The 21,776-nt window shown below is 70.4% G+C and carries 19 protein-coding genes; 8 read left to right on the top strand and 11 right to left on the bottom strand.

Annotated elements, in window-relative coordinates:
* Positions 1–3: 3 nt before the first annotated feature.
* Positions 4–1,167: an efflux RND transporter periplasmic adaptor subunit gene (locus AC1PLR_RS12415; protein ID WP_481101183.1), complete on the bottom strand. Its 1,164-nt coding sequence runs from the start codon at positions 1,165–1,167 to the stop codon at positions 4–6.
* A gap of 125 nt (positions 1,168–1,292) precedes the next feature.
* Here AC1PLR_RS12415 and AC1PLR_RS12420 point away from each other — a divergent pair, with 125 nt between their 5' ends.
* Complete coding sequence (locus tag AC1PLR_RS12420; RefSeq protein ID WP_481101184.1) at positions 1,293–1,928, top strand: TetR/AcrR family transcriptional regulator; 636 nt, start codon at positions 1,293–1,295, stop codon at positions 1,926–1,928.
* 19 nt (positions 1,929–1,947) lie between these two features.
* Here AC1PLR_RS12420 and AC1PLR_RS12425 read toward each other — a convergent pair whose 3' ends face one another.
* On the bottom strand, positions 1,948–3,519 hold the full coding sequence (locus AC1PLR_RS12425; RefSeq protein WP_481101185.1) for a protein adenylyltransferase SelO: 1,572 nt from the start codon (positions 3,517–3,519) through the stop codon (positions 1,948–1,950).
* Between the two features lie 400 nt (positions 3,520–3,919).
* Here AC1PLR_RS12425 and AC1PLR_RS12430 point away from each other — a divergent pair, with 400 nt between their 5' ends.
* Positions 3,920–4,813 carry an alpha/beta hydrolase gene (locus AC1PLR_RS12430; protein WP_481101186.1) on the top strand — a complete coding sequence of 298 codons (894 nt, stop codon included), beginning with the start codon at positions 3,920–3,922 and terminating at the stop codon, positions 4,811–4,813.
* 38 nt (positions 4,814–4,851) lie between these two features.
* Here the strand turns inward: AC1PLR_RS12430 and AC1PLR_RS12435 are convergent, their stop codons facing one another.
* Together AC1PLR_RS12435 and AC1PLR_RS12440 are read right to left on the bottom strand one after the other, a co-directional pair.
* A complete protein-coding gene (locus AC1PLR_RS12435) occupies positions 4,852–5,541 on the bottom strand; it encodes a glutathione S-transferase family protein (protein WP_481101187.1) in 690 nt (229 codons plus the stop codon).
* Positions 5,542–5,746: 205 nt separating this feature from the next.
* Positions 5,747–5,956, bottom strand: coding sequence for a cold-shock protein (locus AC1PLR_RS12440; RefSeq protein ID WP_009597534.1), 210 nt, complete (start codon positions 5,954–5,956; stop codon positions 5,747–5,749).
* A gap of 482 nt (positions 5,957–6,438) precedes the next feature.
* Between AC1PLR_RS12440 and AC1PLR_RS12445 the strand changes: the two genes are divergently transcribed.
* From AC1PLR_RS12445 to AC1PLR_RS12455, 3 genes are all read left to right on the top strand, one after another.
* The gene (locus AC1PLR_RS12445; protein ID WP_481101188.1) at positions 6,439–6,984 is read left to right on the top strand and encodes a YaeQ family protein; all 546 of its coding nucleotides are present in this window, start codon (positions 6,439–6,441) and stop codon (positions 6,982–6,984) included.
* Positions 6,981–8,177 carry a BaiN/RdsA family NAD(P)/FAD-dependent oxidoreductase gene (locus AC1PLR_RS12450; protein ID WP_481101189.1) on the top strand — a complete coding sequence of 399 codons (1,197 nt, stop codon included), beginning with the start codon at positions 6,981–6,983 and terminating at the stop codon, positions 8,175–8,177. The genes AC1PLR_RS12445 and AC1PLR_RS12450 overlap by 4 nt, the downstream gene beginning before the upstream one ends.
* A gap of 242 nt (positions 8,178–8,419) precedes the next feature.
* Positions 8,420–10,492 carry a GGDEF/EAL domain-containing response regulator gene (locus AC1PLR_RS12455; RefSeq protein ID WP_481101190.1) on the top strand — a complete coding sequence of 691 codons (2,073 nt, stop codon included), beginning with the start codon at positions 8,420–8,422 and terminating at the stop codon, positions 10,490–10,492.
* 85 nt (positions 10,493–10,577) lie between these two features.
* On the opposite strand, the gene htpX is transcribed toward AC1PLR_RS12455, so the two are convergent.
* Complete coding sequence (gene htpX / locus AC1PLR_RS12460) at positions 10,578–11,462, bottom strand: protease HtpX (protein WP_481101191.1); 885 nt, start codon at positions 11,460–11,462, stop codon at positions 10,578–10,580.
* A gap of 104 nt (positions 11,463–11,566) precedes the next feature.
* Here htpX and gluQRS point away from each other — a divergent pair, with 104 nt between their 5' ends.
* The 3 genes from gluQRS (at position 11,567) to phaR (ending at position 14,020) form a co-directional block, all read left to right on the top strand.
* Complete coding sequence (gluQRS, locus tag AC1PLR_RS12465) at positions 11,567–12,493, top strand: tRNA glutamyl-Q(34) synthetase GluQRS (protein ID WP_481101192.1); 927 nt, start codon at positions 11,567–11,569, stop codon at positions 12,491–12,493.
* Positions 12,494–12,553: 60 nt separating this feature from the next.
* The gene (gene phbB, locus AC1PLR_RS12470) at positions 12,554–13,294 is read left to right on the top strand and encodes an acetoacetyl-CoA reductase (protein WP_481100493.1); all 741 of its coding nucleotides are present in this window, start codon (positions 12,554–12,556) and stop codon (positions 13,292–13,294) included.
* A gap of 207 nt (positions 13,295–13,501) precedes the next feature.
* On the top strand, positions 13,502–14,020 hold the full coding sequence (gene phaR / locus AC1PLR_RS12475) for a polyhydroxyalkanoate synthesis repressor PhaR (protein WP_017909334.1): 519 nt from the start codon (positions 13,502–13,504) through the stop codon (positions 14,018–14,020).
* A gap of 174 nt (positions 14,021–14,194) precedes the next feature.
* On the opposite strand, the gene AC1PLR_RS12480 is transcribed toward phaR, so the two are convergent.
* From AC1PLR_RS12480 to AC1PLR_RS12505, 6 genes are all read right to left on the bottom strand, one after another.
* A complete protein-coding gene (locus AC1PLR_RS12480; RefSeq protein ID WP_481101193.1) occupies positions 14,195–15,175 on the bottom strand; it encodes a TraB/GumN family protein in 981 nt (326 codons plus the stop codon).
* 13 nt (positions 15,176–15,188) lie between these two features.
* A complete protein-coding gene (locus tag AC1PLR_RS12485) occupies positions 15,189–16,118 on the bottom strand; it encodes a DUF1684 domain-containing protein (RefSeq protein WP_481101194.1) in 930 nt (309 codons plus the stop codon).
* Entirely contained in the window at positions 16,118–17,998 is a 1,881-nt protein-coding gene (mutL, locus tag AC1PLR_RS12490; protein WP_481101195.1) for a DNA mismatch repair endonuclease MutL, read from the bottom strand. The genes AC1PLR_RS12485 and mutL overlap by 1 nt, the downstream gene beginning before the upstream one ends.
* A 134-nt stretch (positions 17,999–18,132) precedes the next feature.
* On the bottom strand, positions 18,133–19,713 hold the full coding sequence (locus AC1PLR_RS12495; protein ID WP_420009577.1) for an N-acetylmuramoyl-L-alanine amidase: 1,581 nt from the start codon (positions 19,711–19,713) through the stop codon (positions 18,133–18,135).
* An 80-nt stretch (positions 19,714–19,793) separates the two neighbouring features.
* Positions 19,794–20,279: a tRNA (adenosine(37)-N6)-threonylcarbamoyltransferase complex ATPase subunit type 1 TsaE gene (gene tsaE, locus AC1PLR_RS12500; RefSeq protein ID WP_420010204.1), complete on the bottom strand. Its 486-nt coding sequence runs from the start codon at positions 20,277–20,279 to the stop codon at positions 19,794–19,796.
* Complete coding sequence (locus AC1PLR_RS12505) at positions 20,273–21,760, bottom strand: NAD(P)H-hydrate dehydratase (RefSeq protein WP_481101196.1); 1,488 nt, start codon at positions 21,758–21,760, stop codon at positions 20,273–20,275. Before AC1PLR_RS12505 ends, tsaE begins: the two co-directional genes overlap by 7 nt.
* Positions 21,761–21,776 lie beyond the last annotated feature (16 nt).

The following is a 21,776-nucleotide window of genomic DNA, read 5'->3' on the forward strand; positions in this document are numbered from 1 at the left end:
GGCTCAGCCCTGGCTGGCGGCAGGCGCGGCCGTGGCGGCGGCGGTCTTCACCGTCACCTTGGCGCCGTCGCTGAGGCCTTGCCGGCCCGCCACCACCACCCGCTCGCCGGGCCTGAGGCCATCGCCGACCAGCCAGCGGTCGCCGACCGCGCGCAGCGTGGTGAACTCGCGCTGGCGCACCACGTTGTCGGCGCCCACCACCCAGGCCACCGCCTCGCCGCGCGGGGTGCGGTCCACCGCCGATTGCGGCACCAGCAGGGCCTGCTGGCGCACGCCCTGCCCGACCAGCGCGCGCACGTACATGCCAGGCAGCAGTTGCGCATCGGGATTGGGGAAGCGCGCGCGCAGGGTCACCGCACCGGTGGTCTCCTCCACATCGATGTCGGCGAACTCCAGCGTGCCGGGCAGCGGATATTCGGTGCCGTCGGACAGGGTCAGCCGCACCTGCGTGCTGGCCGGCTGCACACCACCGGCGGCGATCGCCCGGCGCAACGCCAGGAATTGATTGCCCGACTGGGTGATGTCCACGTTCATCGGATCCAGTTGCTGGATCTTGGCGATGGCGTCGGTCTGGTTGGCGGTGACCAGCGCGCCCGGGGTCACCCGCGCGCGGCCGATGCGCCCGCCGATCGGCGCCAGCACCGTGGCGAAGCGCAGTTGCGTGCGCGCGGTGTCCAGCGCCGCGCGCTGCGCGTCGCGGCTGGCCAGCGCCTGCTTGTAGGCGGCCTGCGCATCGTCCACGTCCTGCTGCGCGGCCAGCTGGGTCTTGCCCAGCGTGCGGTAGCGCTCGGCGCGCAGCGTGGCGGCGGCGAGCGTGGCCTCGGCGGTCGCCAGGTTGGCCTGCGCCTGGTTGGCCGCGGCCTGGTACAGGGTCGGCTCGATCTGGAACAACGGCTGCCCGGCCCGCACCACGGCGCCTTCCTCGAACAGCCGCTGGCGCAGGATGCCGCTGACCTGCGGCCGCACCTCCGATTCCTCCGACGCGACGGTGCGCCCGGCCAGTTCCACGCTCAACGGCACGCTCTGCGGCTGCAGGGTCACCACCTCCACCGTCTTCGCTGCCGGCGCCGGCGCCTTGCCTCCGCCCTTGCAGCCGGCGAACGCGAGCACGACGACGGACAGCAGCAACGGCAGCGCGCGGCGGCGCTGGACGAGAGGCGCGGGCATGCGCTTGATCCTGGGGACGACGAGGAGGATCATTTAATTTACTCAAAGACAAAAAAACATTCATGAAGGGAAGCACAACCCTTCGCCAGCCGGGTGCGCAAGCAACGACCGCGACGTCCGAGGTGGTGGCCGCACCCGCTCGGCCGCGCGGCCGGCCGGCGCTGGCGCGCCCACGCCTGCTGGCGGCAGCGCGCACGCTGCTGCTGCAGCATGGGCTGGACGTGTCGTTGGAACAGATCGCCAGCCAGGCCGGGCTGACCCGGCAGAGCCTGTACAACCACTTTTCCAGCAAGGCCGAGTTGCTGATGCAGGTGTTCGAGGCCTTGAACGAGGAACTGCAGGCGCGCTTCGAAAACATCGGCAGCGCCACCGCGCAGGACCTGCCGGCGACCCTGCGGCAGATCGCGGTGACCGTGCCGGCGCACCTGTACGCGCCCGACGCCCTGCGCCTGCATCGCCTGCTGGTGCAGGCCAGCGCGCAGATGCCGGATCTGCTGCAATCGCTGCACCTGCGCCGCGCCGGCCGCCTGCGCGAGCGCCTGAGCGCCCTGCTGCAGACCCTGCACGCGCGTGGCGACGTGCAGGTCGATGCGCCCTTCCTCGCCGCCACCGCCTTCATCGGCGCCACCTTCGGCTACGCCTATCCAAGCGCCATGCTCAACGGGCAGGCGCCGGACGCGGCCGCCCAGCAGGCGCTGGCGGAGGAAGTGGTGGCGACCTTCCTGGCCGCCTGGCGCTACCGCGGCGCGACCGCGTCCTGAGCGCACGCGCCGATCCCGCTCAGGAACTGCACGACAGCATCGAACAGCCGGCCCGGGTCCGCGCCCAGTCCGGACGCTTCGCCGCAAAGGCCTCGCGTCCCGGCTGCTCGTCGTAGGGATGCCGCATCACCTCCAGCAGCTCGGCGATGCCGCCGGTGTCGCCCTGCTCGGCGCGGTCGATCGCCTGCTGCGCCAGATAGTTGCGCAGCACGTAGCGCGGGTTGGCCGCGCGCATCTGCTCCGCACGCAACGCGGCGGGCAGCGGATCCTGCTGCAGGCGCTGCGCATAGCGGGCCAGCCAGGCCTCGAACGCCGGCGCTTGCGCCGCCAGCTTGGCGGGGTCGTAGAACGCGTCGGCCAGTGCCGCCAGGGCCTGCGCCGGCGTCCACGGCTGCAGCGGCAATGCGCTCAAGCCGCGGAACCACAGGGTCATGTCGACCTCGCCCTGCTGCAGCAGGTCCAGCACGTCGCGCATCAGCGCCACATCGTCATCGCCGCACTGTTGCAGGCCGAGCTTGGCCGCGATGTTGTCGCGCTCGGCCTGCGCATACTCGGCGCGGAACCGTTCGAGGCCGTCGTGCAGCGGTGCCACGTCGTCGAACAGCGGGGCCAGCGCCTGCGCCAGCCGACCCAGGTTCCAGTACGCCACCTGCGGCTGCGTGCCGAAACGGTAGCGGCGCCCCTGCGCATCGGTGGTGTTGGGCGTCCACTCCGGGTCGTAGTCGTCGACCCAGCCATACGGGCCGTAGTCGATGGTCAGCCCCAGGATCGACATGTTGTCGGTGTTCATCACCCCGTGCACGAAGCCGACCCGCATCCAGTGCGCCACCATGCGTGCGGTGCGCGCACAGATCTCGGCAAACCAGGCCGCGTCGCGCGCGCCGCCGGTCCCCGGCAATTCCGGGAAATCGCGCGCGATCACCAGATCGGCCAGGCGCCGCAGCAACGCGATGTCGCCGCGCGCGGCCGGCAGCTCGAAACTGCCGAAGCGCACGAACGAGGGCGCCACCCGGCACACCACCGCGCCCGGTTCGGCGCGCGGGTGACCGTCGTAGAACATGTCGCGCACCACCGTCTCGCCGGTACCGACCAGGCTCAGCGCGCGCGTGGTCGGCACGCCCAGGTGGTGCATGGCCTCGCTGCACAGGAACTCGCGGATCGAGGAACGCAGCACTGCACGCCCATCGGCGCCGCGCGAATACGGCGTGGACCCGGCGCCCTTGAGCTGCAGCTCCCAGCGCCGCCCGTCCACACCCAGCGCCTCGCCCAGGGAGATCGCACGGCCGTCGCCGAGTTGCCCGGCCCAATGCCCGAACTGGTGACCGCCGTAGTTCGCCGCGTAGGGCTGCATGCCCGGATAACGCGCATTGCCGGCGAACACCGCGGCGAACTGCTGCTCCCGCACTTCCTGCTCGGACAGCCCCAGCAAGGCCGCCACCTCCGGCGAGTACGCCAGCAGCCGCGGCGCCGCCACCGGCGTCGGCTCGACGTGCGACCACATCGCCCCCAGCACCTCGCGGCGCCGCGGCCCGGTTTCCGGGTCGCCAGGCAACTCGGCGACGAAACGATTGTCGAAACGCAAGGAGGACATGGGAGACAGCGTAGAAGTCGCAGGCTTCATTGGAAAGTCCGCAAGGTGAGCATCCAGTGCACGCCTCGTGCAGCGCAGGCATGCCAAGCCCCTCTCCCCTCGGGAGAGGGTTGGGGTGAGGGTCGGGGCGCGAAGCGCATGCAGTGCTTCAACTGCACCAGGCGGCGCTCCTACCCTCATCCTCCCCTTCGGGGCACCTTCTCCCGGAGGGAGAAGGAAGTGCAAGCCCCTCTCCTCCCGGGAGAGGGGTTGGGGTGAGGGTGCGGCGCCGCAAAAGCACCACAGTGCCGATGCTGTCATCGCAAGCCCACGCTTCTACCAATCCCCACTCCCCGCCCCACCTCCACTCGCCGCCGACATCCCCATCGGGCATGCTCCGCGCTCCTCTCCGGGATCGCCCATGTCCGACCGTCCGTCTCCGCCCCGCTGGCCCCGCAACGCCCTGATCGCCCTGTCCTCGCTGCTGGTGTCGGCCTGCAGCAGCCTGTTCTTCGGTGGCCTCAACGCCGGCTCCTCCCGTCATGGCCTCAGCGAGCAGCGCGGCATCGTCTACGACGCCGCGCACGGCCTGGCGCTTGACGTATACCGCCCCGCCGGGGTGCAGCACGCACCGGTGGTGGTGTTCTTTCACGGCGGCACCTGGAAGACCGGCAACCGCCAGAGCTACCGCTGGGCCGGCGAAGCGCTGGCGCGGCACGGCGTGGTCGCGATCGTGCCGGACTACCGCAAATATCCGCAGGTGACCCTGGACGGCTTCATGCGCGACGCCGCCACTGCGGTGGCCTGGAGCCAGCGGCATGCCGTCGACTATGGCGGCGACCCGCAACGGCTGGTGCTGATGGGCCACTCCGCCGGCGCGCACATCGCCGCGCTGCTGGCCACCGATGGCCACTGGCTGCAGGCGCAAGGCCTGTCGCCGCGGCAGTTGTGTGGCCTGGTCGGGCTGGCCGGCCCCTACGACTTCCTGCCGCTGACCGACCCGGACCTGATCGGCATGTTCGGCCAGGACCCGGCGCAGCAGCGGCGCTCGCAGCCGGTGAATTTCGTCGACGGCGACGAGCCGCCGGCGCTGCTGCTGCACGGCGACGCGGACACGGTGGTGGAGCCGCACAACAGCCAATCGCTGCAGGCCGCACTGCAACGCGTCGGGGTGCCGGCGCAGCTGAAGACCTATCCCGGCGTCGGCCATATGCGCCTGGTGCTGGCGCTGCGCAAGGACGACCCGGCGCTGCCGGTCATGGCCGACAGCATCGCCTTCGTGCGCGCCTGCCCGGCGCGTCCCGCCACGCCCTGACCCGGCCAGCGCCGCGACCGACGCACACCAGGCTCAGTTCAGTCCGCGCTGCCGAGCAACTCGAACGGGCCGCCCTGCTGCAGCGCCCGCTGGTAGGCGGGGCGCTGCTCGATCCGCTGCACGAATCCGGCCAGGTTCGGATGCGCCTGCAGGCCGATGCGCGCCGCCGCGGCCTGCACCGGGAAGCTCATCTGCACGTCCGCGGCAGTGAAGCGGTCGCCGGCGAACCAGCCGGTGGCCGCCAGCTCGCGCTCCATCCAGTCAAGGTGCAGGCGCACCTGCGGCCCGACGAAGCTGCGCATCGCCTTGTCGACGATGCCCTTGGCGATCGGCCGGGCGAAGAACGGCATCTTCGCCGAGCGGATCCGCCCGAACACCAGGCTCATCAGCAGCGGCGGCATCGCCGAGCCCTCCGCGTAGTGCATCCAGTAGCGGTAGCGCAGGCGCTCGGGCGAATCCAGCGGCTGCGGCGCCGGCGACAGCGTGCAGCCGGTGTCGTAGCGGTCCACCAGATAGTCGAGGATCGCCCCGGACTCGGCCAGCACGTGGCCGTCGTCCACCAGCACCGGCGACTTGCCCAGCGGATGGATCGCGCGCAGCTCCGGCGGCGCCAGCATGGTCTTGGGGTCGCGCTGGTACTTGATCACCTGGTACGGCAGCGCCAGTTCCTCCAGCAACCACAGCACGCGCTGCGACCGGGACTGGTTGAGGTGATGCACGGTGATCATGGCGGCGGCTCCGGCGACTGGGGGCCGCCATCGTAGCCGGATGCGGGTATGAACCGGCGTGTGCATGGACATCGCGCAGCGCTCGGCGCCACGCCGCGAATGGCCACAGCGGGCGCGAACGCGCGCCCGACGTCACCATCGCCCAAAACAAAAACGCCGGAAGCTTGCGCTTCCGGCGTTCGGCACCTTGCGGTGGCGGGCGTCCTTAGACGGCCTGCACCTGGTCAGCCTGCATACCCTTCTGGCCCTGCACGGCGACGAAGGTCACCTTCTGGCCTTCCTGCAGCGACTTGAAGCCGGTGCCCTGGATCGCGCGGAAGTGCACGAACAGGTCCGGGCCGCTTTCCGGGGTGATGAAGCCGAAGCCCTTGGCATCGTTGAACCACTTCACGATACCGCTCTGACGATCAGACATTTGCTAACTCCTGAAACATTGAATTGAAGAAATCGCAGCCATCGGAGATCGAGGCCGAGACTGAGTTGCAGGCGTTAGTAAAGCGAGCGGAACGATGAAGTGGATCGCGAGATCTACTGCACCAAGCCACGATTCACGGTGACTCTAGCAAACACAGTGGGGCCACCATACGCGGGTCGCGATCAAAAAGCGACATCTTTGTGTAGACAAACCGGGATCCACCACAAGGAAGCTGAACCTCACCCTAAAGTTAGTGCCGGCGCGGCCGATCCTGCTGCCGATCCGCGAAAACTGCGCAAATCTGCCGCCTGCCGGGCAACGGCGACTGAGGCGCTGAGCGCCGCAGACACCGCCGCATCCACGCAGCGCTCGCCTCGCCTCTGCCATCCCACCCGGCAGCGATCCTCGGGCCCCACCCGCGGCACGGGTCGGCGGCGGCTCCGCACACCGTATCCTATTGCGCCCTCGATCCCGGTAGCCGCATGGCCCTCACCGCCACCCTCCGCAAGGCGGAGCTGCAGATTTCCGACATGGACCGCGGCTACTACGCCGCCCACTCCCTGACCCTGGCGCAACATCCGTCCGAGACCGACCAGCGGCTGATGGCGCGCCTGCTGACCTTCGCCCTGTACGCCGAGGAGCGCCTGCTGTTCGGCAAGGGCCTGAGCAGCGACGACGAACCCGGCCTGTGGCGGATGGACTACACCGGCGCGATCGAACAATGGATCGAGGTCGGCCAGCCCGACGAATCGCGGGTGCGCAAGGCCTGCGGGCGGGCGCGTTCGGTGGTGGTGGCCAACTACGGCGGCCGCGCCGCGGACATCTGGTGGGACAAGAACGCCTCGGCGCTGGGCAAGCTCAAGCAGGTGCAGGTGATCGACCTGCCGGCCGAGGCCGTGGCCGCGGCGGCCGAGCTGATCCAGCGCAGCATGCGCTTCGACGTGGTGATCCAGGACGGGGAAGTGCAGTGGCTGGGCGACAGCGGCAGCTTCGCCTTCACCCCCACGGTGCGCAAAGCCGCGGCATGAGCGCCGGGACCGCCCCCCTCCGCACCGACGTCGTGGTACTCGGCGCCGGCGCCGCCGGGCTGATGTGCGCGATCGCCGCCGGCCAGCGCGGGCGCCGGGTGCGGGTGATCGACCACGCCAACAAGGTCGGCAAGAAGATCCTGATGTCCGGCGGCGGCCGCTGCAATTTCACCAATACCGGGACCGGGCCGGGCAACTTCCTGTCGGCCAACCCGCACTTCTGCAAGTCGGCGCTGGCCCGCTACCGCCCCACCGACTTCATCGATCTGGTCGAACGCCACCACATCGCCTACCACGAGAAGGAACTGGGGCAGTTGTTCTGCGACGTGTCCTCCAAGCAGATCGTGCGCATGCTGGTGGACGAGTGCGCCGCGGCGGGGGTGACGGTGCGCACCGACTGCAGCGTGCGCGCGGTGGAGCGCGGCAGCGAAGGGTTCCGCCTGGACACCGACGATGGCCCGGTGCATGCGGCCTCGCTGGTGGTAGCCACCGGCGGCCTGTCGATCCCCAGCCTCGGCGCCAGCGGCTTCGGCTACGAGCTGGCGCGGCAGTTCGGCCACGCGGTACTGCCGACCCGCGCCGGGCTGGTGCCGCTGACCCTGAGCGGCAAGCACCAGGAACGCCTGCACGACCTGTCCGGCCTGGCGCTGCCGGTGGAGGCCAGTTGCAACGGCGCGCGTTTCCGCAACTTCATGCTGATCACCCACCGCGGCGTCAGCGGCCCGGCGATCCTGCAGATCTCCTCATACTGGCAGCCGGGCGACGACCTGCGCCTGGACCTGCTGCCGGGACAGGACGCGGCGACCTGGCTGCGCGAACAGAAACGCCTGCGCGGCGCCAGCGAACTGCGTACGGTGCTGGGCGAGGCGCTGCCGCGCCGCTTCGCGCAGCGGCTATGCGAGGTGTGGCTGCCGGACAAGCCGGTGCGCCAGCTGGACGAGCCGCAGTTGCGCGCCGCCGCCGAGTTGCTCGGCGCCTGGCCGCTGGTGGCCAGCGGCACCGAGGGCTACCGCACCGCCGAAGTCACCCTGGGCGGCGTGGACACCGACCAGGTGTCGTCCTCGACCATGGAATCGCGACGCGTGCCCGGCCTGTACTTCGTCGGCGAAGTCCTCGACGTCACAGGCTGGCTGGGCGGCTACAACTTCCAGTGGGCCTGGGCCTCGGGCCATGCGGCTGGTTTGGCGGCGTGACCGCCGCCGGGATTGGGGATTGGGGATTCGGGATTGGCAAAGGCGGGTTCGCGATGTCTGAAGGTGCGCGCGTTACCCAAGGCCGACCAAGATGAGGGGAGTAGGCCTCGGCGAATCCCCAATCACGAATCTCCAATCCCCGCTTCACCGCCAATCCCCAATCCCGAATCCCGAATCCCCGCCCCTCATCCATGGACGCGACAGCGGGCATCGTGTATTAAACCCCGTCCCCGGGAGGCTTCATGCACACAGGCAAAGACATCACCCTCCGCCTGATGATCGTCGACGACAGCGGCGAAGACGCCGAGGCGATCGTCAGCAGCCTGCGCAACAGCGGCATCGCGGTGCGCCCGTCGCGGCCGCAGCACGCCGAGGAGTTGTCGGCGATGCTGGCCGCGCAGCCGATCGACCTGGTGCTCAGCGCACAGGCCCAGTCGATCCCCCTGCCGCAGGTGCTGCAGCGGGTCGCGGCCAGCGGCAAGGACATCCCGGTCATCGTGCTGGCCGAGCGAATCGACGAGAACGAATGGCTGGAGGCGGTGGCCGGTGGCGCACGCGCGATCGCCCTGCGGCAGCGCCCCGAGCACCTCCTGGCGGTGGTCCGCACCACCTGGGCCGATCTGCAGGCGCGGCGCGGGCTGCGCCGGATCGAGGCGCAGATGCGCGAGACCGAGCGCCGCTGCGACGCACTGATCGCCTCCTCGCGCGACCCGATCGCCTACATCCACGAAGGCATGCACATCCGCGCCAACGACGCCTACCTGGAGATGTTCGGGTTCGCGTCGTTCGACGACGTCGAAGGCGTGTCGCTGCTGGACATGGTCGCCCCGCAGCACGTGGAAGGCTTCAAGCAGGTGCTGAAGTCGCTGAGCAAGGGCGAGCCGCCGCCGGCGCAGTACCAGGTGGACGCACGCACCCTGGAAGGCGACAGTTTCCCGGCGACGATGGAATTCGCCACCGCCAGCTACGAGGGCGAGGCCTGCGTGCAGGTGGTGTTCCGCCGCCGCGAGGAGTTCGACCCGGAACTGGCGCGCGAGGTCGAGGACCTGCGCCAGCGCGACCAGGTCACCGGCCTGCTCAACCGCCCCACCTTCATGCTGGCGCTGGAAACCGCCGTGGCCCAGGTCGGCCGCGGCGAGGGCCAGTACGGCTTCCTGCTGGTCGAGCCGGATCATTACGCGCGGCTGCTGGCCGACATCGGCCTGGATTCGGCCGACGCGCTGGTCGCAGCATTGGGCCAGCACCTGGCCGCGGCCATCGACGGCGACGTGCAGGCGGCGCGCTTCGGCGAGCACAACTTCGCGCTGCTGCTGGAAGGCGACTACGCGCGCACCGCGGCGCTGGCCGAGCGCCTGCTGCAGGCCTACGCCAGCCATGTGTTCAGCGTCGGCGAGCGCTCGGCCACGGTCACCGTCAGCATCGGCGGCGTGCAGATCGGCGAGAAGATCGCCAGCGTCGGCCAGGTCCTGGCCCGCGCCAGCGAGAACGTACAGGCGACCGTCGAGCTGGGCGGCAACGCATGCAAGATCTTCGACCCGGGCGCGGCCGATCGCCTCGAGGAGGAGCGCGTGCAGCGCTGGGTGCAGCACCTGCGCGAGGCCCTGGCCGGCGACGGCTTCCTGCTGCACTACCAGCCGGTGCTGAACCTGCAGGGCGACCAGCACGAGCTGTACGAGGCCTACTTGCGCCTGGAGCGCAACGACGAGCTGATCGGCCCGTCGACCTTCCTCGGCATCGCCGCCGAGCATGGCCTGACTGCCGAGATCGACCGCTGGGTGGTCTCTCGTGCGATCGCCGTGATCGGCGAACGCCAGCGCGCCGGCCATGCCACCAGTCTGCTGGTCAAGGTCAGCCCGGAGGCCTTCGCCGATACGCAGATGGTCGACCTGATCCGGCGCGAACTGGCGACGCACGGCGTGCCCGGCGACCGCCTGTGGCTGCAGACGCCGGAAGCCAAGGTGTTCACCCATCTGCGCAACGCCCAGCAATTCCTCGCCGACGCCACCGCCCTGGACTGCAAGGTCGGGCTGGAACAGTTCGGCTCCGGCCTGGATTCGTTCCAGTTGCTGGCGCACTTCCAGCCCTCGTTCCTGAAGCTGGACCGCGGCTTCACCCAGGACCTGACCCAGACCCGCGAACACCAGGACAAGATCCGCGAGATCACTGGGCGCGCGCAGTCTGCCGGCATCCGCACCATCGCCGAGTTCGTCTCCGACGCCACCTCGATGAGCCTGCTGTTCAGTGCCGGCGTCGATTACGTGCAGGGCGAGTTCGTTGGCCTGGCGGCGCCGGGAATGAACTTCGATTTTGCCTGAGAGGCCGGGATTGGGGATTCGGGATTGGGGATTGGGAAAAGCCGCCACAGGCGCAGGCATTTGCCTGCGCCTGTAGCGGTCGACCTCAGCTCACTGTCGCGTTGACGTGCGAGGCGCGCAGGGTGGCGATGCGCTCGGCCAGCGGCGGGTGGCTCATGAACAGCTTGCGCAGGCCCTGGCCCAGGCCGCCAGCGATGCCGAACGCCTGCACCTGCGAGGGCAGCGTGCTATGGCCATGGTTGAGCTCCAGGCGCTGCAGCGCCGCGATCATCTTGGCACGGCCGGCCAGGCTGGCGCCGCCGGCGTCGGCGCGGAACTCGCGGTAGCGCGAGAACCACATCGCGATCATCGTCGCGAACAGGCCGAACACCAGTTCCAGCACCATCACGATCGCGTAGTAGGCCAGGCCGCGACGGCCGTCGCGGTTACCCGACAGGTAGCTGTCGACCACGCCGCCGACCACGCGCGCCAGCACGATCACGAAGGTGTTGAGCACGCCCTGCAGCAGCGCCATGGTCACCATGTCGCCGTTGGCGATGTGGCTGATCTCATGGCCCAGCACGGCCTCGGCCTCGTCCTCGGTCATGTTCTGCAGCAGGCCGGTAGAGACCGCGACCAGCGCGTTGTTGCGGTTGGCGCCGGTGGCGAAGGCGTTGATTTCCGGACCGTCGTACACGGCGACCTCGGGCATGCCGATGCCGGCGGCCTGGGCCTGGCGCTGCACGGTCTGCAGCAGCCAGCGCTCGGTGTGGTTGCGCGGCTCGGTGATGACCTGCGCGCCGGTGGCGCGCTTGGCCATGAACTTGGACAGCAGCAGCGACACCAGCGAGCCGCCGAAGCCGAAGATCGCGGCCATCACCAGCAGGCCGCCCATCTGGTTGGGGTTGACCCCGAACACGGACATGACAATGCCGGCCAGCACCAGCACCGCCAGGTTGGTGATGAGGAACAGGACGATGCGATTGAACATGTGAGCGTGGGCTCCGCACTGATTAAATGGTAGGGATTGGCTCGAATCTGCGGTGTCGGCCGCTTGAATTCAAGCGCGTACCTGACCGAGGATTCAGCTTGTCCATGTCCCCGCCCCCCTACCGCGGCCGCTTCGCGCCCTCGCCCACCGGCCCGCTGCACTTGGGATCCCTGCTCGCCGCCTTCGGCAGTTGGCTGCTGGCGCGTCGCGCCGGTGGTCAATGGCTGCTGCGCATCGAGGACGTGGACCGTCCGCGCAGCGTGCCCGGCGCCGCCGAGCGGCAACTGGCCAGCCTGCGCGCCTGCGGCCTGGAGGCCGACGGCCCGGTGCTGCGGCAGAGCGAGCGCGACCCGGTCTACCGTGAGGCGGCGCAGCGACTGCTGCAGGCCGGCCTGGCCTTTCCCTGCAGTTGCAGCCGCAGCGACCTGGCGGCGCAAGGCGGCGTGCACCATGCCTGCGTGGCGACCCAGGTCCGCGCGCATCCGGCGCTGCGCCTGCGCGTGCCGCCCAGCGCGGCCAGCGTGGTCGCCTTCGACGACGGCGTCCGCGGCCGGCTGCGCCAGGACGTCTACAGCGAGGTCGGCGATGTGGTGCTGCTGCGCGCCGACGGCTGCTGGGCCTACCAACTGGCGGTGGTGGTCGACGATGCTGCACAAGGCATCACCGACGTGGTGCGCGGCGCCGACCTGCTCGATTCCACGCCGCGGCAGATCCTGCTGCAGCGCGCGCTCGGCCTGCCGACGCCGCGCTACCTGCACCTGCCGCTGCTGCTCGGCGCCGACGGCCGCAAGCTGTCCAAATCGCATGCCGCGCTGCCGCTGGATGACGCCGACCCGCTGCCGGCGCTGCGCCTGGCCTGGGCGACGTTGGGCCAGCCGCCGGCCGCGCTGGCAGGCGCCGGATCGGTGCGGGCGGTGCTGGACTGTGCGCTGCGCAGCTTCGACCCGGCACGGCTGCCGGCGCAGGACCGACACGTGGACGCCGCAGCACCGGCCGCGCCCGCTATCCCCAGCGACATCAAGGCTGACTAGAATCGCACCCTGGGCCGCGCCGCGGCCGCCCTTCTTCTTTCTCTATCCGGAGCGACATCCATGACATCACGCGTTGCGCTGGTCACCGGCGGCACCGGCGGCATCGGAACCGCGATCTGCGAGCGGCTGGCCGCACAGGGCCACCGCGTGGCCAGCAACTACCGCGACGAGGCCAAGGCCCTGGCCTGGCAGCAGCGCATGCGCGAGCGTGGTCACGAGGTCGCCATCGTGCCCGGCGACGTCGCCTCGCCCGAGCACGCGCAGACCCTGGTGCGTGAGGTCGAACGCCAGCTCGGCCCGGTCGAGATCCTGGTCAACAACGCCGGCATCACCCGCGACACCACCTTCCACAAGATGACCGCCGAGCAATGGCACGAGGTCATCAACACCAACCTCAACTCGGTGTTCAACGTCACCCGCCCGGTGATCGAGGGCATGCGCCAGAAGCGCTGGGGGCGGGTCATCCAGATCAGCTCGATCAACGGCCTCAAGGGCCAGTACGGCCAGGCCAACTACGCCGCGGCCAAGGCCGGCATGCATGGCTTCACCATTTCCCTGGCGCGCGAGAACGCCAGCTACGGCATCACCGTCAACACGGTCTCGCCCGGCTATGTCGCCACCGACATGGTGATGGCGGTGCCGGAGGAAGTCCGCGCCAAGATCGCCGCCGACATCCCCACCGGGCGTCTCGGCAAGCCGGAGGAGATCGCCTACGCCGTGGCGTTCCTGGTGGCAGAGGAAGCGGCGTGGATCACCGGTTCGAACCTGGACATCAACGGCGGCCACCACATGGGGTGGTGAGCGGCTGAATCGCTCAGGCGGCGGCTTTCGCGCGAGGTAACGCTATCCAGCATTGGCCGCCACGGCGGCCTGCGGACGTTTGCTGCGCTGCGAATGCTGCGCAGCATGATCTTTTTGCTGCACCCGCGTGTTCAGGTACTTTCGGCGGTTGCAAGCCCTGCTGCGCTGCGCCATGCTGCGCGCCTACCGTCACAGAGCGATCGCTTCATGGCTGAGATTCGCATCATCAAGAAGTATCCCAATCGCCGCCTCTACGACACAGAGATCTCCAGTTACATCACCATCGAAGACGTTCGTCAGTTGATCATCGACGGCGAGGAATTCGAAGTCCGCGACGCCAAGACCGGCGAAGACCTCAGCCGCGCAGTGCTGCTGCAGATCATCGCCGACCAGGAACAGGACGGCGAACCGATGCTGTCCACGCAGTTGCTCAGCCAGATCATCCGCTTCTATGGCGACTCGCTGCAGGGCTTCATGGGCAACTACCTGGAGCGCAGCATGCAGGTGTTCCTCGACCAGCAGCAGCAATTCCGCCAGCAGATGGGCAACCTGCTGGGGCAGACCCCGTGGACCATGATGAACCAGCTCACCGAGCGCAACCTGGAACTGTGGCAGGAGTTCCAGCGCAACCTCGGCGCCGGCTTCGGCCGCCCGGCCGCCGGCGCGGGCACCGGCAAGCCTGGCGAACCGCCGGCGGGCGCCGCACCGAAGTCGCGTCCGCGCTGAGGATTGCGGCCGGGTGAGGTTCGGCGGGGCGCTTCGCGCCCCTACCCTCACCCCAACCCCTCTCCCAGTGGGAGAGGGGCTTTTGCTCTCCCTTCTCCCCTCGGGAGAAGGTGCCCCGCAGGGGCGGATGGGGGTACGGCCGCACGCCAACCACACGTGCGACGCACCTTCCCGTCAGCGCGAACGCGCCGGCTTGCAGTTCCCGCAGATCCGCTCGACCTTGTAGCCGCGCGCGCGCAGGCCATCGACCACGCCGTCTGGCCCGAGCAGGTGCAGCGCACCCACCACCACCAGAGTGTCGCCGCCGCCGTCCTTCAGGCGCTGCTCCAAGCGCGGCAGCCAGGCCTGGTTGCGCTCCACGTCGATGCGCTGGTACAGCCGCGGGTAGTCGCGCTTCATCTGCGCGCCGATCTCCTGCCACAGCTGGCGCTCGTCGCCGCGGCGCCAGGCATCGTGCAGGCGCAGGGTCTGCGCCGCGCCCTGCTCGGCGTCGTCCAGCGCCTCGGTCAGCATCTGCTTCTGCTCCACCCGGTCCATGCCGTCGAGCAGGTCGATCTGCGCCTGCGCGGTCTCCAGGCCCTCGGCACTCTTGCCGTCCTGCAAGGCCAGTGTCATGAAATGACGATCCAATCCGGCATCGGCCTCCAGGCCCTGCGCCTTCATGTCGGCGATGCTGATGCTGAGGCCGACGAACCACGGCTCGAAGCCGCTCATCTGCGCCAGCGGCAGGCCGTGACCGGCGGCATAGCGGCGCAGCCGCTCCCAGGTCGTCGAGTCCAGATCGTCCTGCAGCCGCTTGCCGTCGTGGCGTTGTGCCGCCTGCAGCATCTGCGCACCCAGCTGCGGCGCATCCACGTCCTTCGGCGCCAGTTCGAACAGCAACCGCGGCGACGCCGCGTAGGCCGCATCGACTTCGCGCGCCAGCGGATAGTCGTCGGCCTTGAGCATGTGGAACGAGCCCAACAGGTACAGCGTGCCGCGCGGGCCGCTGACCTTCCACAACAGCGGCGTGGGCGGCACCACCGTGGGCGCTGCGGCGGCGGGCGCGACAGGCGTCGCGGCCACCGGCGGCGGCGTGCGGGCCAGTGCCGGCAGCACCAGGCACAGCGACAGGCCCAGCAGCAGGCGGCGCAACAGGCGCGGGAACGGGGTCATCGGCATCCTCGGGTCAATGGGCGGCGGCGTAGGCCTTCTCGCCGGCATCCACCGCCAGGTCGAGGCGGTTCTCCGGCGGCGGCAACGGACAGGTGGCAAACGGGGTGAACGCGCACGGCGGGTCGTAGGCGCGGTTGAAATCCAGCACCACGCTGCCGTCGGCCGCGGGCGGGTCCACGTCCAGGAAGCGCCCGGCGGGGTAGCTGCCGTGACCGCTGGTGCGGTCGGCGAACACCACGAACAGCGGCTGGCCAGGTTCGCCGATCGCCTGCAGGCGGTAGCGCTTGCCGCCGCGCTCGAACTCCAGCGCACCGGGATTCGACGATGGCGTGGTGACGCCGATGATGTCGACGATGGGCAGGGTCGTGCCCGGCGGATTGGGCACGAAACGCCCGCGCACGCGCCAGGATTCGGCCAGCGGCCAGTACGGCACGCCGGTGAAGCTGCGCCGGGTCGGCGCATCGGCGTGCTTGACCCGCAGCGCGTAGCGGCCGCCGCGTTCGATCAGGCTGAGCTTGCCCTTGCCGTCGTCGAAGTCGATCACCGTCGGCTGCGGGTCGTGATCGCTGTACAGGCGGATGCGCCCCTGCACCGGCGCACCGGCGACGCTGAGGGCGGCGCCACGCTCGGGCGTCAGGTACACCTCGCGCTGCACCTGCGACACCAGGGCCATCCGCGCCGGCCCGACCGCCAGGCGGATGCCGCTGTCCGGGCCGCTGCCGAGGTAATGCTCCTTCAGTTCCAGCCAGTGCAGGCCGACCAGGCTGGTCCAGCCATCCGGCGCCTGCAGTTCGCGCTGGCGCTGCGCGCGCCAGGCCTGTTCGTCGGCCACAAAGCGCGCGTCCATCGCCTTCGGCGCGGCCGGCGTCGTCGCCTGCTTGCCGCATCCGCCCAAGGCGACGAGCGCCGCCAGCAGCGCCGTCGTCCACACTCGCTTGTCCATCACCGCCCCCGCAGGAACCAACGATCGATCTCGCCCAGGGTGAACCGCGCCCAGGTCGGACGCCCATGATTGCATTGTCCGGAGCGCTCGGTGGCCTCCATGTCGCGCAGCAAGGCGTTCATTTCCGGCACGGTGAGGCGACGGTTGGCGCGCACCGCGCCGTGGCAGGCCATGGTCGACAGCAGCGCGTCGCGCGCGCCGGCGATGCGGCCGCTGTGGCCGTGTTCGCGCAGGTCGGTGAGCACGTCGCGCAGCAAGGCCTCAGGCTCGGCCTGTGCCAGCAGCGCCGGAATGCTGCGCACGTGCAGCGACTGCGGCCCGCTGCGGGTGATCTCGAACCCGAGCGCGGCCAGCGTCTCCGCCTCGCGTTCGGCGGTATCGGCATCGCGTTCGCCGACCGCCAGGGTGATCGGCACCAGCAGCGGCTGCGCATGCAGGCCGATGCCGTCGTGCGCGGTCTTCAGCCGCTCGTAGCCGATGCGTTCGTGCGCGGCGTGCATGTCGACCACGATCAGGCCATCGGCGTTCTCGGCCAGGATGTAGATGCCGTGCAACTGCGCGATGGCATAGCCGAGCGGCGGCACGCCGCTGTCGGCGGCGGTCGGCGGCAGGCCGCCGGCCGGGTCCTGGGTCTGCCGCGGCAGACCGGCGGCACCGCCCGCCTCCGCGGCAGGCGCGTACAGCGCCGCATACGCCGCCGGCGCCTCTTCCACGCGCAGGCCCAGCGGCGATTGCGCCGGGCGCCACTGCGCGCCGTAACCGTAGCCCTGCCCGCCACCACCACCGGCACCGCCGCCGTTCGGCGTGCCTGCGCCCGCCCAGGCCGCAGCACCTGCGGCGGGTGTCGGCAGCACCGCGTCGGCGCCGATCGCGCCGGGCAGGCTGCCGGCGCGGGTCTGCGCCAGCGCGTCCTGCAGCGTGCGATAGACGAAGTCGTGGATCAGCCGCGCGTCGCGGAAGCGCACCTCGTGCTTGGCCGGATGCACGTTGACGTCGACCCGCGCCGGTTCTAGTTCGAGAAACAGCACATAGGCCGGCTGCCGCCCATGGAACAGCACGTCGCCGTAGGCCATCTTCACCGCATGGGCGACGCTGCGGTCGCGCACCGAGCGGCCGTTGACGTAAAGGTATTGCTGATCGGCACTGGCGCGCGAGTAATGCGGCTGCGCGATCCAGCCATGCAGGCGCAGGCCGGCACCGCTGTGGTCCACGCGCAGCGCCTGCCGTGCGAAGTCCTCGCCCAGGGTCTCGCCCAGGCGCGCATCCGAGTACAGGTCGCCCGGCTTGTAGCGCCGCGATGGCTTGCCGTTGTGCGAGACGCGCAGCTCCACGTCCGGGCGCGCCAGCGCCAGCGACCGCAGCCACTCCTCGATGTGGCCCAGTTCGGTGCGCTCGGCGCGCAGGAACTTGCGCCGCGCCGGCACGTTGTAGAACAGCTCGCGAACCTCGACCAGGGTGCCAGGCGGCAGCGCGCGCGGCTGCACCTCGCCGACCTTGCCGCCTTCGACCTGCAGGGCAGCACCGTGTTCGTCGCCGGCACGGCGCGAGGCCAGGGTGAAGCGGCTGACCGAGGCGATCGACGGCAGCGCCTCGCCGCGGAACCCCAGCGTGCCCACCGATTCCAGGTCGTCCAGCGAGGCGATCTTGCTGGTCGCGTGGCGAGAGATGGCCAACGGCAGTTCCTCCGGCGCGATACCACCGCCGTCGTCGCGGATGCGGATCAGGCGCACACCGCCTTCTTCCAGATCGATGTCGACGCGGTGCGCGCCGGCGTCCAGTGCGTTCTCCACCAGTTCCTTGACCACCGAGGCCGGCCGCTCGACCACTTCGCCGGCGGCGATCTGGTTGATCAGGATCTCGGGCAGCTGGCGGATGCTCATGCCGTGTTCGCCCCATGCACGCGCAGGCGTGCACCAGTCATGGCGACGGGAGGGAAACGACAGCAGGCAAAGGACATCGGCACGGCTCGCGGCGCGGACGCCGTCATCGAGGATCAGCCGTTAATGATAGCGCCTCAGCGGCTGCCGCCGGCCACGGTGCTGGCCGCTTCGGCCTCGGCCTGCGCGCGCGCGGCGAACAGCGTGCCCGGCGGCGGCTGCCGGGTGAAGAAGGTGCTGACGCCATCGAGCACGGCGCCGGCAATGCGACGCTGATAGGCAGGATCGGTCAGCCGGCGCTCTTCGTCCGGGTTGGAGATGAAGGCGGTTTCGACCAGCATCGCCGGCATGTCCGAAGTGCGCAGCACCGCGAAGTTGGCGCGCTCGATCTCGGGCTTGTGGTTGTTGCCGATCCGCTTCAGCCCGCCCAGCACATGCCCGGCCGCGTCTTCGGAGGCCTTCATGTGTCCGCTCTGGGCCAGGTCCAGCAACACGTTGGCCAGGGTGCTATCGGTCTTCTGCAAGCGCACGCCGCCGATCAGGTCGGCGGCGTTTTCCTTGTCCGCGAGCCAGCGCGCGCGCTGCGACGACGCGCCCTTGGTCGACAGCACGTAGACCGAGGAGCCGGTGGCGCTGCGGTTCTCGGCCGCGTCGGCGTGGATCGAGATGAAGATGTCGGCCTTGGCCGCACGCGCCTTCTGCGCACGCATCGGCAGGGGAATGAACACGTCGGTGGTGCGGGTCATGTACGCCTTCATGCCCGGCGTGGCGTTGATCTGGCGCGCAAGCTCGCGACCGATCGCCAGGGTCACGTCCTTTTCGTGCTTGCCGGTCGGACCGCTGGCGCCCGGGTCCTGCCCGCCGTGGCCGGGATCGATGGCCACGATCAGCGGGCGCATGCCGGGCGCCATCTTCACTCGCGCCGCGGCGCTCGGCATCACCGGGCGCGCTTCGGCGGCCGCGGCCACCGCCGCATCGTCGTCCGCGTCGTCACGCTCGGAGGGCGCGTTCGCCGGCGGCGCGACTGGCGCGGGCGCGGGCGACGGCACGCTGCCAGGCGCAGGATGGCCGGACGCCGCCGCAGCAACGCTCGGCGCAGATGCAACGACGGTGGGCGCGGGCGTGGGCGCGGCGGGCGGCGGCACCGGGGTCGGCGCCGGCTGGCTGGCACGCTGCACCACCGACGAGGTCAGCGCCGCGGTCGCGCGCGCCGCTTCGGCGCGCGCATCCACTGCCGACTTGGGCGCCGACATCGGCGCGGCCTGAGGCAGCGGGGTGGCGGCTGTCGGCGCATCGACGGCGACCGCCTTGCCTGCTGGCGCTTCACCCGGCCATTCGATCACCAGCACCGAACTGCCGCCGATGGTCTGCATCTGCGGCTTGAACGCCACCACCTGGCTGCTCAGGTCGAAGACGATGCGCAAGGTGCCCGGCACCGGATGCCCGGTCCGCACCGCGCTCACCACACCGCCGCCGGCCGGCAGCTTCAGGCCCTTGGCAGCGGAGGAATCGGGGAGATCGACGACCAGTCGGTTGGGATTGGCCAGCGACAGCGTGCTGAAGCCACCGCTGCCCTGCAGACGGATCTCGGCCCGGGTGCCGGTGGCGCCGTTGTCGAGCGAGACCGACTGCACCTGTCCGGCAAACGCCGTCTGCGCCGCCAGGCACCAGCCTGCGGCAGCGGCGAAACTGGCGAAAAAACGGGTCCCCGGGCGCATAACGCGATTCAAACATCGCCGGGAGTCAAAGGCAAGCGGTTTTCCCTTAATAATCCATAACCTGCCTTCACTTCCTAGCGTCAGCCGGCAAAAAGTCCCTGCAAGTCGGCCTGTCCACCCACCCGAGCCAGCCAGGCGGTGCCCGCCTCGGTGCGCGCCTGCAGGGCGACGCTGCGCCCATCGCCACGCACTGCCAGGCGCACGTCGACATCGGCCGGGGCCAGCACGTCGCCGCCGCGTTCGGGCCACTCCACCAGCCACAGCGTGGCCCCGCCCTCGTCCAACCCCAGGAAATCCAGCTCGCCGGCCGCGCCGATGCGGTAAAGATCCAGATGCCAGGCTTCGCCATCGGCCAGCGGGTAGCGCTCCACCAAGGTATAGGTGGGGCTGCGGATCGCGCCCTGCACGCCGAGTGCGCGCAGCAGCGCCCGCGCCAGGGTCGATTTGCCGGCGCCCAGATCCCCGTGCAGATGCACCGAGGCCTGCGTCGGGCGGGTCGCGGCCAGCGCGCGACCGAGACGTTCGGTGGCGTCGCTGTCGGGCAGGAACAACGTGAGGCTCATGATTCGGATTCCGGATTGGACAGGCGCCGCAGCGCCGGCAACAGATCGGTCGGCAGCATCCCGCGCTGGCCCGCGGCAGCCGCGCGATCGCCGGCGCCGGCATGCAGCAGTGCGCCGACGCTGGCCGCCTCGAACGCCGACAGGCCCTGCGCGCGCAGCGCCGCGACCACCCCGGTCAACAGATCGCCCATGCCGCCGACCGCCATGCCCGGATTGCCGGCGGCGATTACCCGCGGCGTCTGCCCCGGCGCGGCGACCAGGCTGCCGGCACCCTTCAGCACCACCGCCGCCTGATAGCGCTCGGCCAAGGCCGCGGCGGCAGCGAAGCGATCGCGTTGCACCTCGGCCGTTGAAATGCCGAGCAGGCGCCCGGCCTCGCCCGGATGCGGGGTCAGTACCGCCTGCGGGACGGACCGCGGCGCCTGCGAAAGCAGGTTCAATGCATCGGCGTCCAGGATCAGCGCGCGGTTCGAATCGACCAGGACCGTTTGCCACAGCGCCTGCGCCCAATCGTCCTGGCCAAGCCCGGGGCCGAGCGCGACCACACTGGCCTTGTGCAGCAATGGCGCCAGTGTCCCTGCATCGTCGATCGCATGCGCCATCGCCTCCGGACAGCGCGCCAGCAGCGGCGCCACGTGCGCGCCACGGGTGGCGACGCTGACCAGGCCGGCGCCGCTGCGCAGGGCCGACTCGGCGCTGAGCATCACCGCCCCGCCGCTGCCGAGGTTGCCGCCGACGCACAGCACATGGCCGGAATCGCCCTTGTGACTGTCCTGCCGGCGCGGCGCCAGACGGCGGCGCAAGGCGCCGACAGTCCAGGCCTGCGCGCGCGGCGCGCAACCGGCGAACGCGGCCGGCGGCACCTCCAGCGTCGCCAGCGCGCGCTCGCCGACATGGTTCAAGGCCGCACCGGTATGCAGGCCGGCATGGGCGACGATGAACTGCAACGTCAGCGACGCCGGCAACACCGCGCCGGGCACGCTGCCGGTTTCGGCGTCCACGCCGCTGGGCACATCGAGCGCCAGCACCGGCGCGCCAAGCCCGCCCAGCGCACCGAGCAGCGCCGCCAGTTCGGCGTCCGGCGCGCGATTGAGGCCGATGCCGAGCAGCGCATCGACCACCACGTCGGCCGGCGCCAGCGCTGCATCGAACTCCTCGATACGGCCGCCGACGCCGATGTAGTCGGTGCAGGCGCGCTGCGCCAGCGGCGACTGCGGACCGCGCCCGGGCAACTGCAGCACGCGTACCTGGCGTCCGGCGCGATGCGCCAGCCGCGCCAGCACGTAGCCATCGCCACCGTTGTTGCCGCTGCCGCAGGCCACCAGGATGCGCTGCGCCTGCGGCCAGCGCTGCAGCAGCGTCTGCCACGCGGCCTGGCCGGCGCGCTGCATCAGCGTGTAGCCGTCGCCGCCCAGCAGCGCGGTGGCCTGCGCATCGATGCGGCGCGCGTCCGCGGTGGCATGGAGATCGAAGCAGTCGTACATGCACGGGATTCTATAC

The sequence above is a fragment of the Xanthomonas sp. NCPPB 3570 genome (assembly GCF_056725115.1).

Bases quoted from the DNA above. Each gene is read 5' to 3' on its own strand.
- AC1PLR_RS12415 (WP_481101183.1), bottom strand. From the start codon at position 1,167: ATGCCCGCGCCTCTCGTCCAGCGCCGCCGCGCGCTGCCGTTGCTGCTG.
- AC1PLR_RS12425 (WP_481101185.1), bottom strand. From the start codon at position 3,519: ATGTCCTCCTTGCGTTTCGACAATCGTTTCGTCGCCGAGTTGCCTGGC.
- AC1PLR_RS12430 (WP_481101186.1), top strand. From the start codon at position 3,920: ATGTCCGACCGTCCGTCTCCGCCCCGCTGGCCCCGCAACGCCCTGATC.
- AC1PLR_RS12435 (WP_481101187.1), bottom strand. From the start codon at position 5,541: ATGATCACCGTGCATCACCTCAACCAGTCCCGGTCGCAGCGCGTGCTG.
- AC1PLR_RS12440 (WP_009597534.1), bottom strand. From the start codon at position 5,956: ATGTCTGATCGTCAGAGCGGTATCGTGAAGTGGTTCAACGATGCCAAG.
- AC1PLR_RS12445 (WP_481101188.1), top strand. From the start codon at position 6,439: ATGGCCCTCACCGCCACCCTCCGCAAGGCGGAGCTGCAGATTTCCGAC.
- AC1PLR_RS12450 (WP_481101189.1), top strand. From the start codon at position 6,981: ATGAGCGCCGGGACCGCCCCCCTCCGCACCGACGTCGTGGTACTCGGC.
- AC1PLR_RS12455 (WP_481101190.1), top strand. From the start codon at position 8,420: ATGCACACAGGCAAAGACATCACCCTCCGCCTGATGATCGTCGACGAC.
- htpX (WP_481101191.1), bottom strand. From the start codon at position 11,462: ATGTTCAATCGCATCGTCCTGTTCCTCATCACCAACCTGGCGGTGCTG.
- gluQRS (WP_481101192.1), top strand. From the start codon at position 11,567: ATGTCCCCGCCCCCCTACCGCGGCCGCTTCGCGCCCTCGCCCACCGGC.
- phbB (WP_481100493.1), top strand. From the start codon at position 12,554: ATGACATCACGCGTTGCGCTGGTCACCGGCGGCACCGGCGGCATCGGA.
- phaR (WP_017909334.1), top strand. From the start codon at position 13,502: ATGGCTGAGATTCGCATCATCAAGAAGTATCCCAATCGCCGCCTCTAC.
- AC1PLR_RS12480 (WP_481101193.1), bottom strand. From the start codon at position 15,175: ATGACCCCGTTCCCGCGCCTGTTGCGCCGCCTGCTGCTGGGCCTGTCG.
- AC1PLR_RS12485 (WP_481101194.1), bottom strand. From the start codon at position 16,118: ATGGACAAGCGAGTGTGGACGACGGCGCTGCTGGCGGCGCTCGTCGCC.
- mutL (WP_481101195.1), bottom strand. From the start codon at position 17,998: ATGAGCATCCGCCAGCTGCCCGAGATCCTGATCAACCAGATCGCCGCC.
- AC1PLR_RS12495 (WP_420009577.1), bottom strand. From the start codon at position 19,713: ATGCGCCCGGGGACCCGTTTTTTCGCCAGTTTCGCCGCTGCCGCAGGC.
- AC1PLR_RS12505 (WP_481101196.1), bottom strand. From the start codon at position 21,760: ATGTACGACTGCTTCGATCTCCATGCCACCGCGGACGCGCGCCGCATC.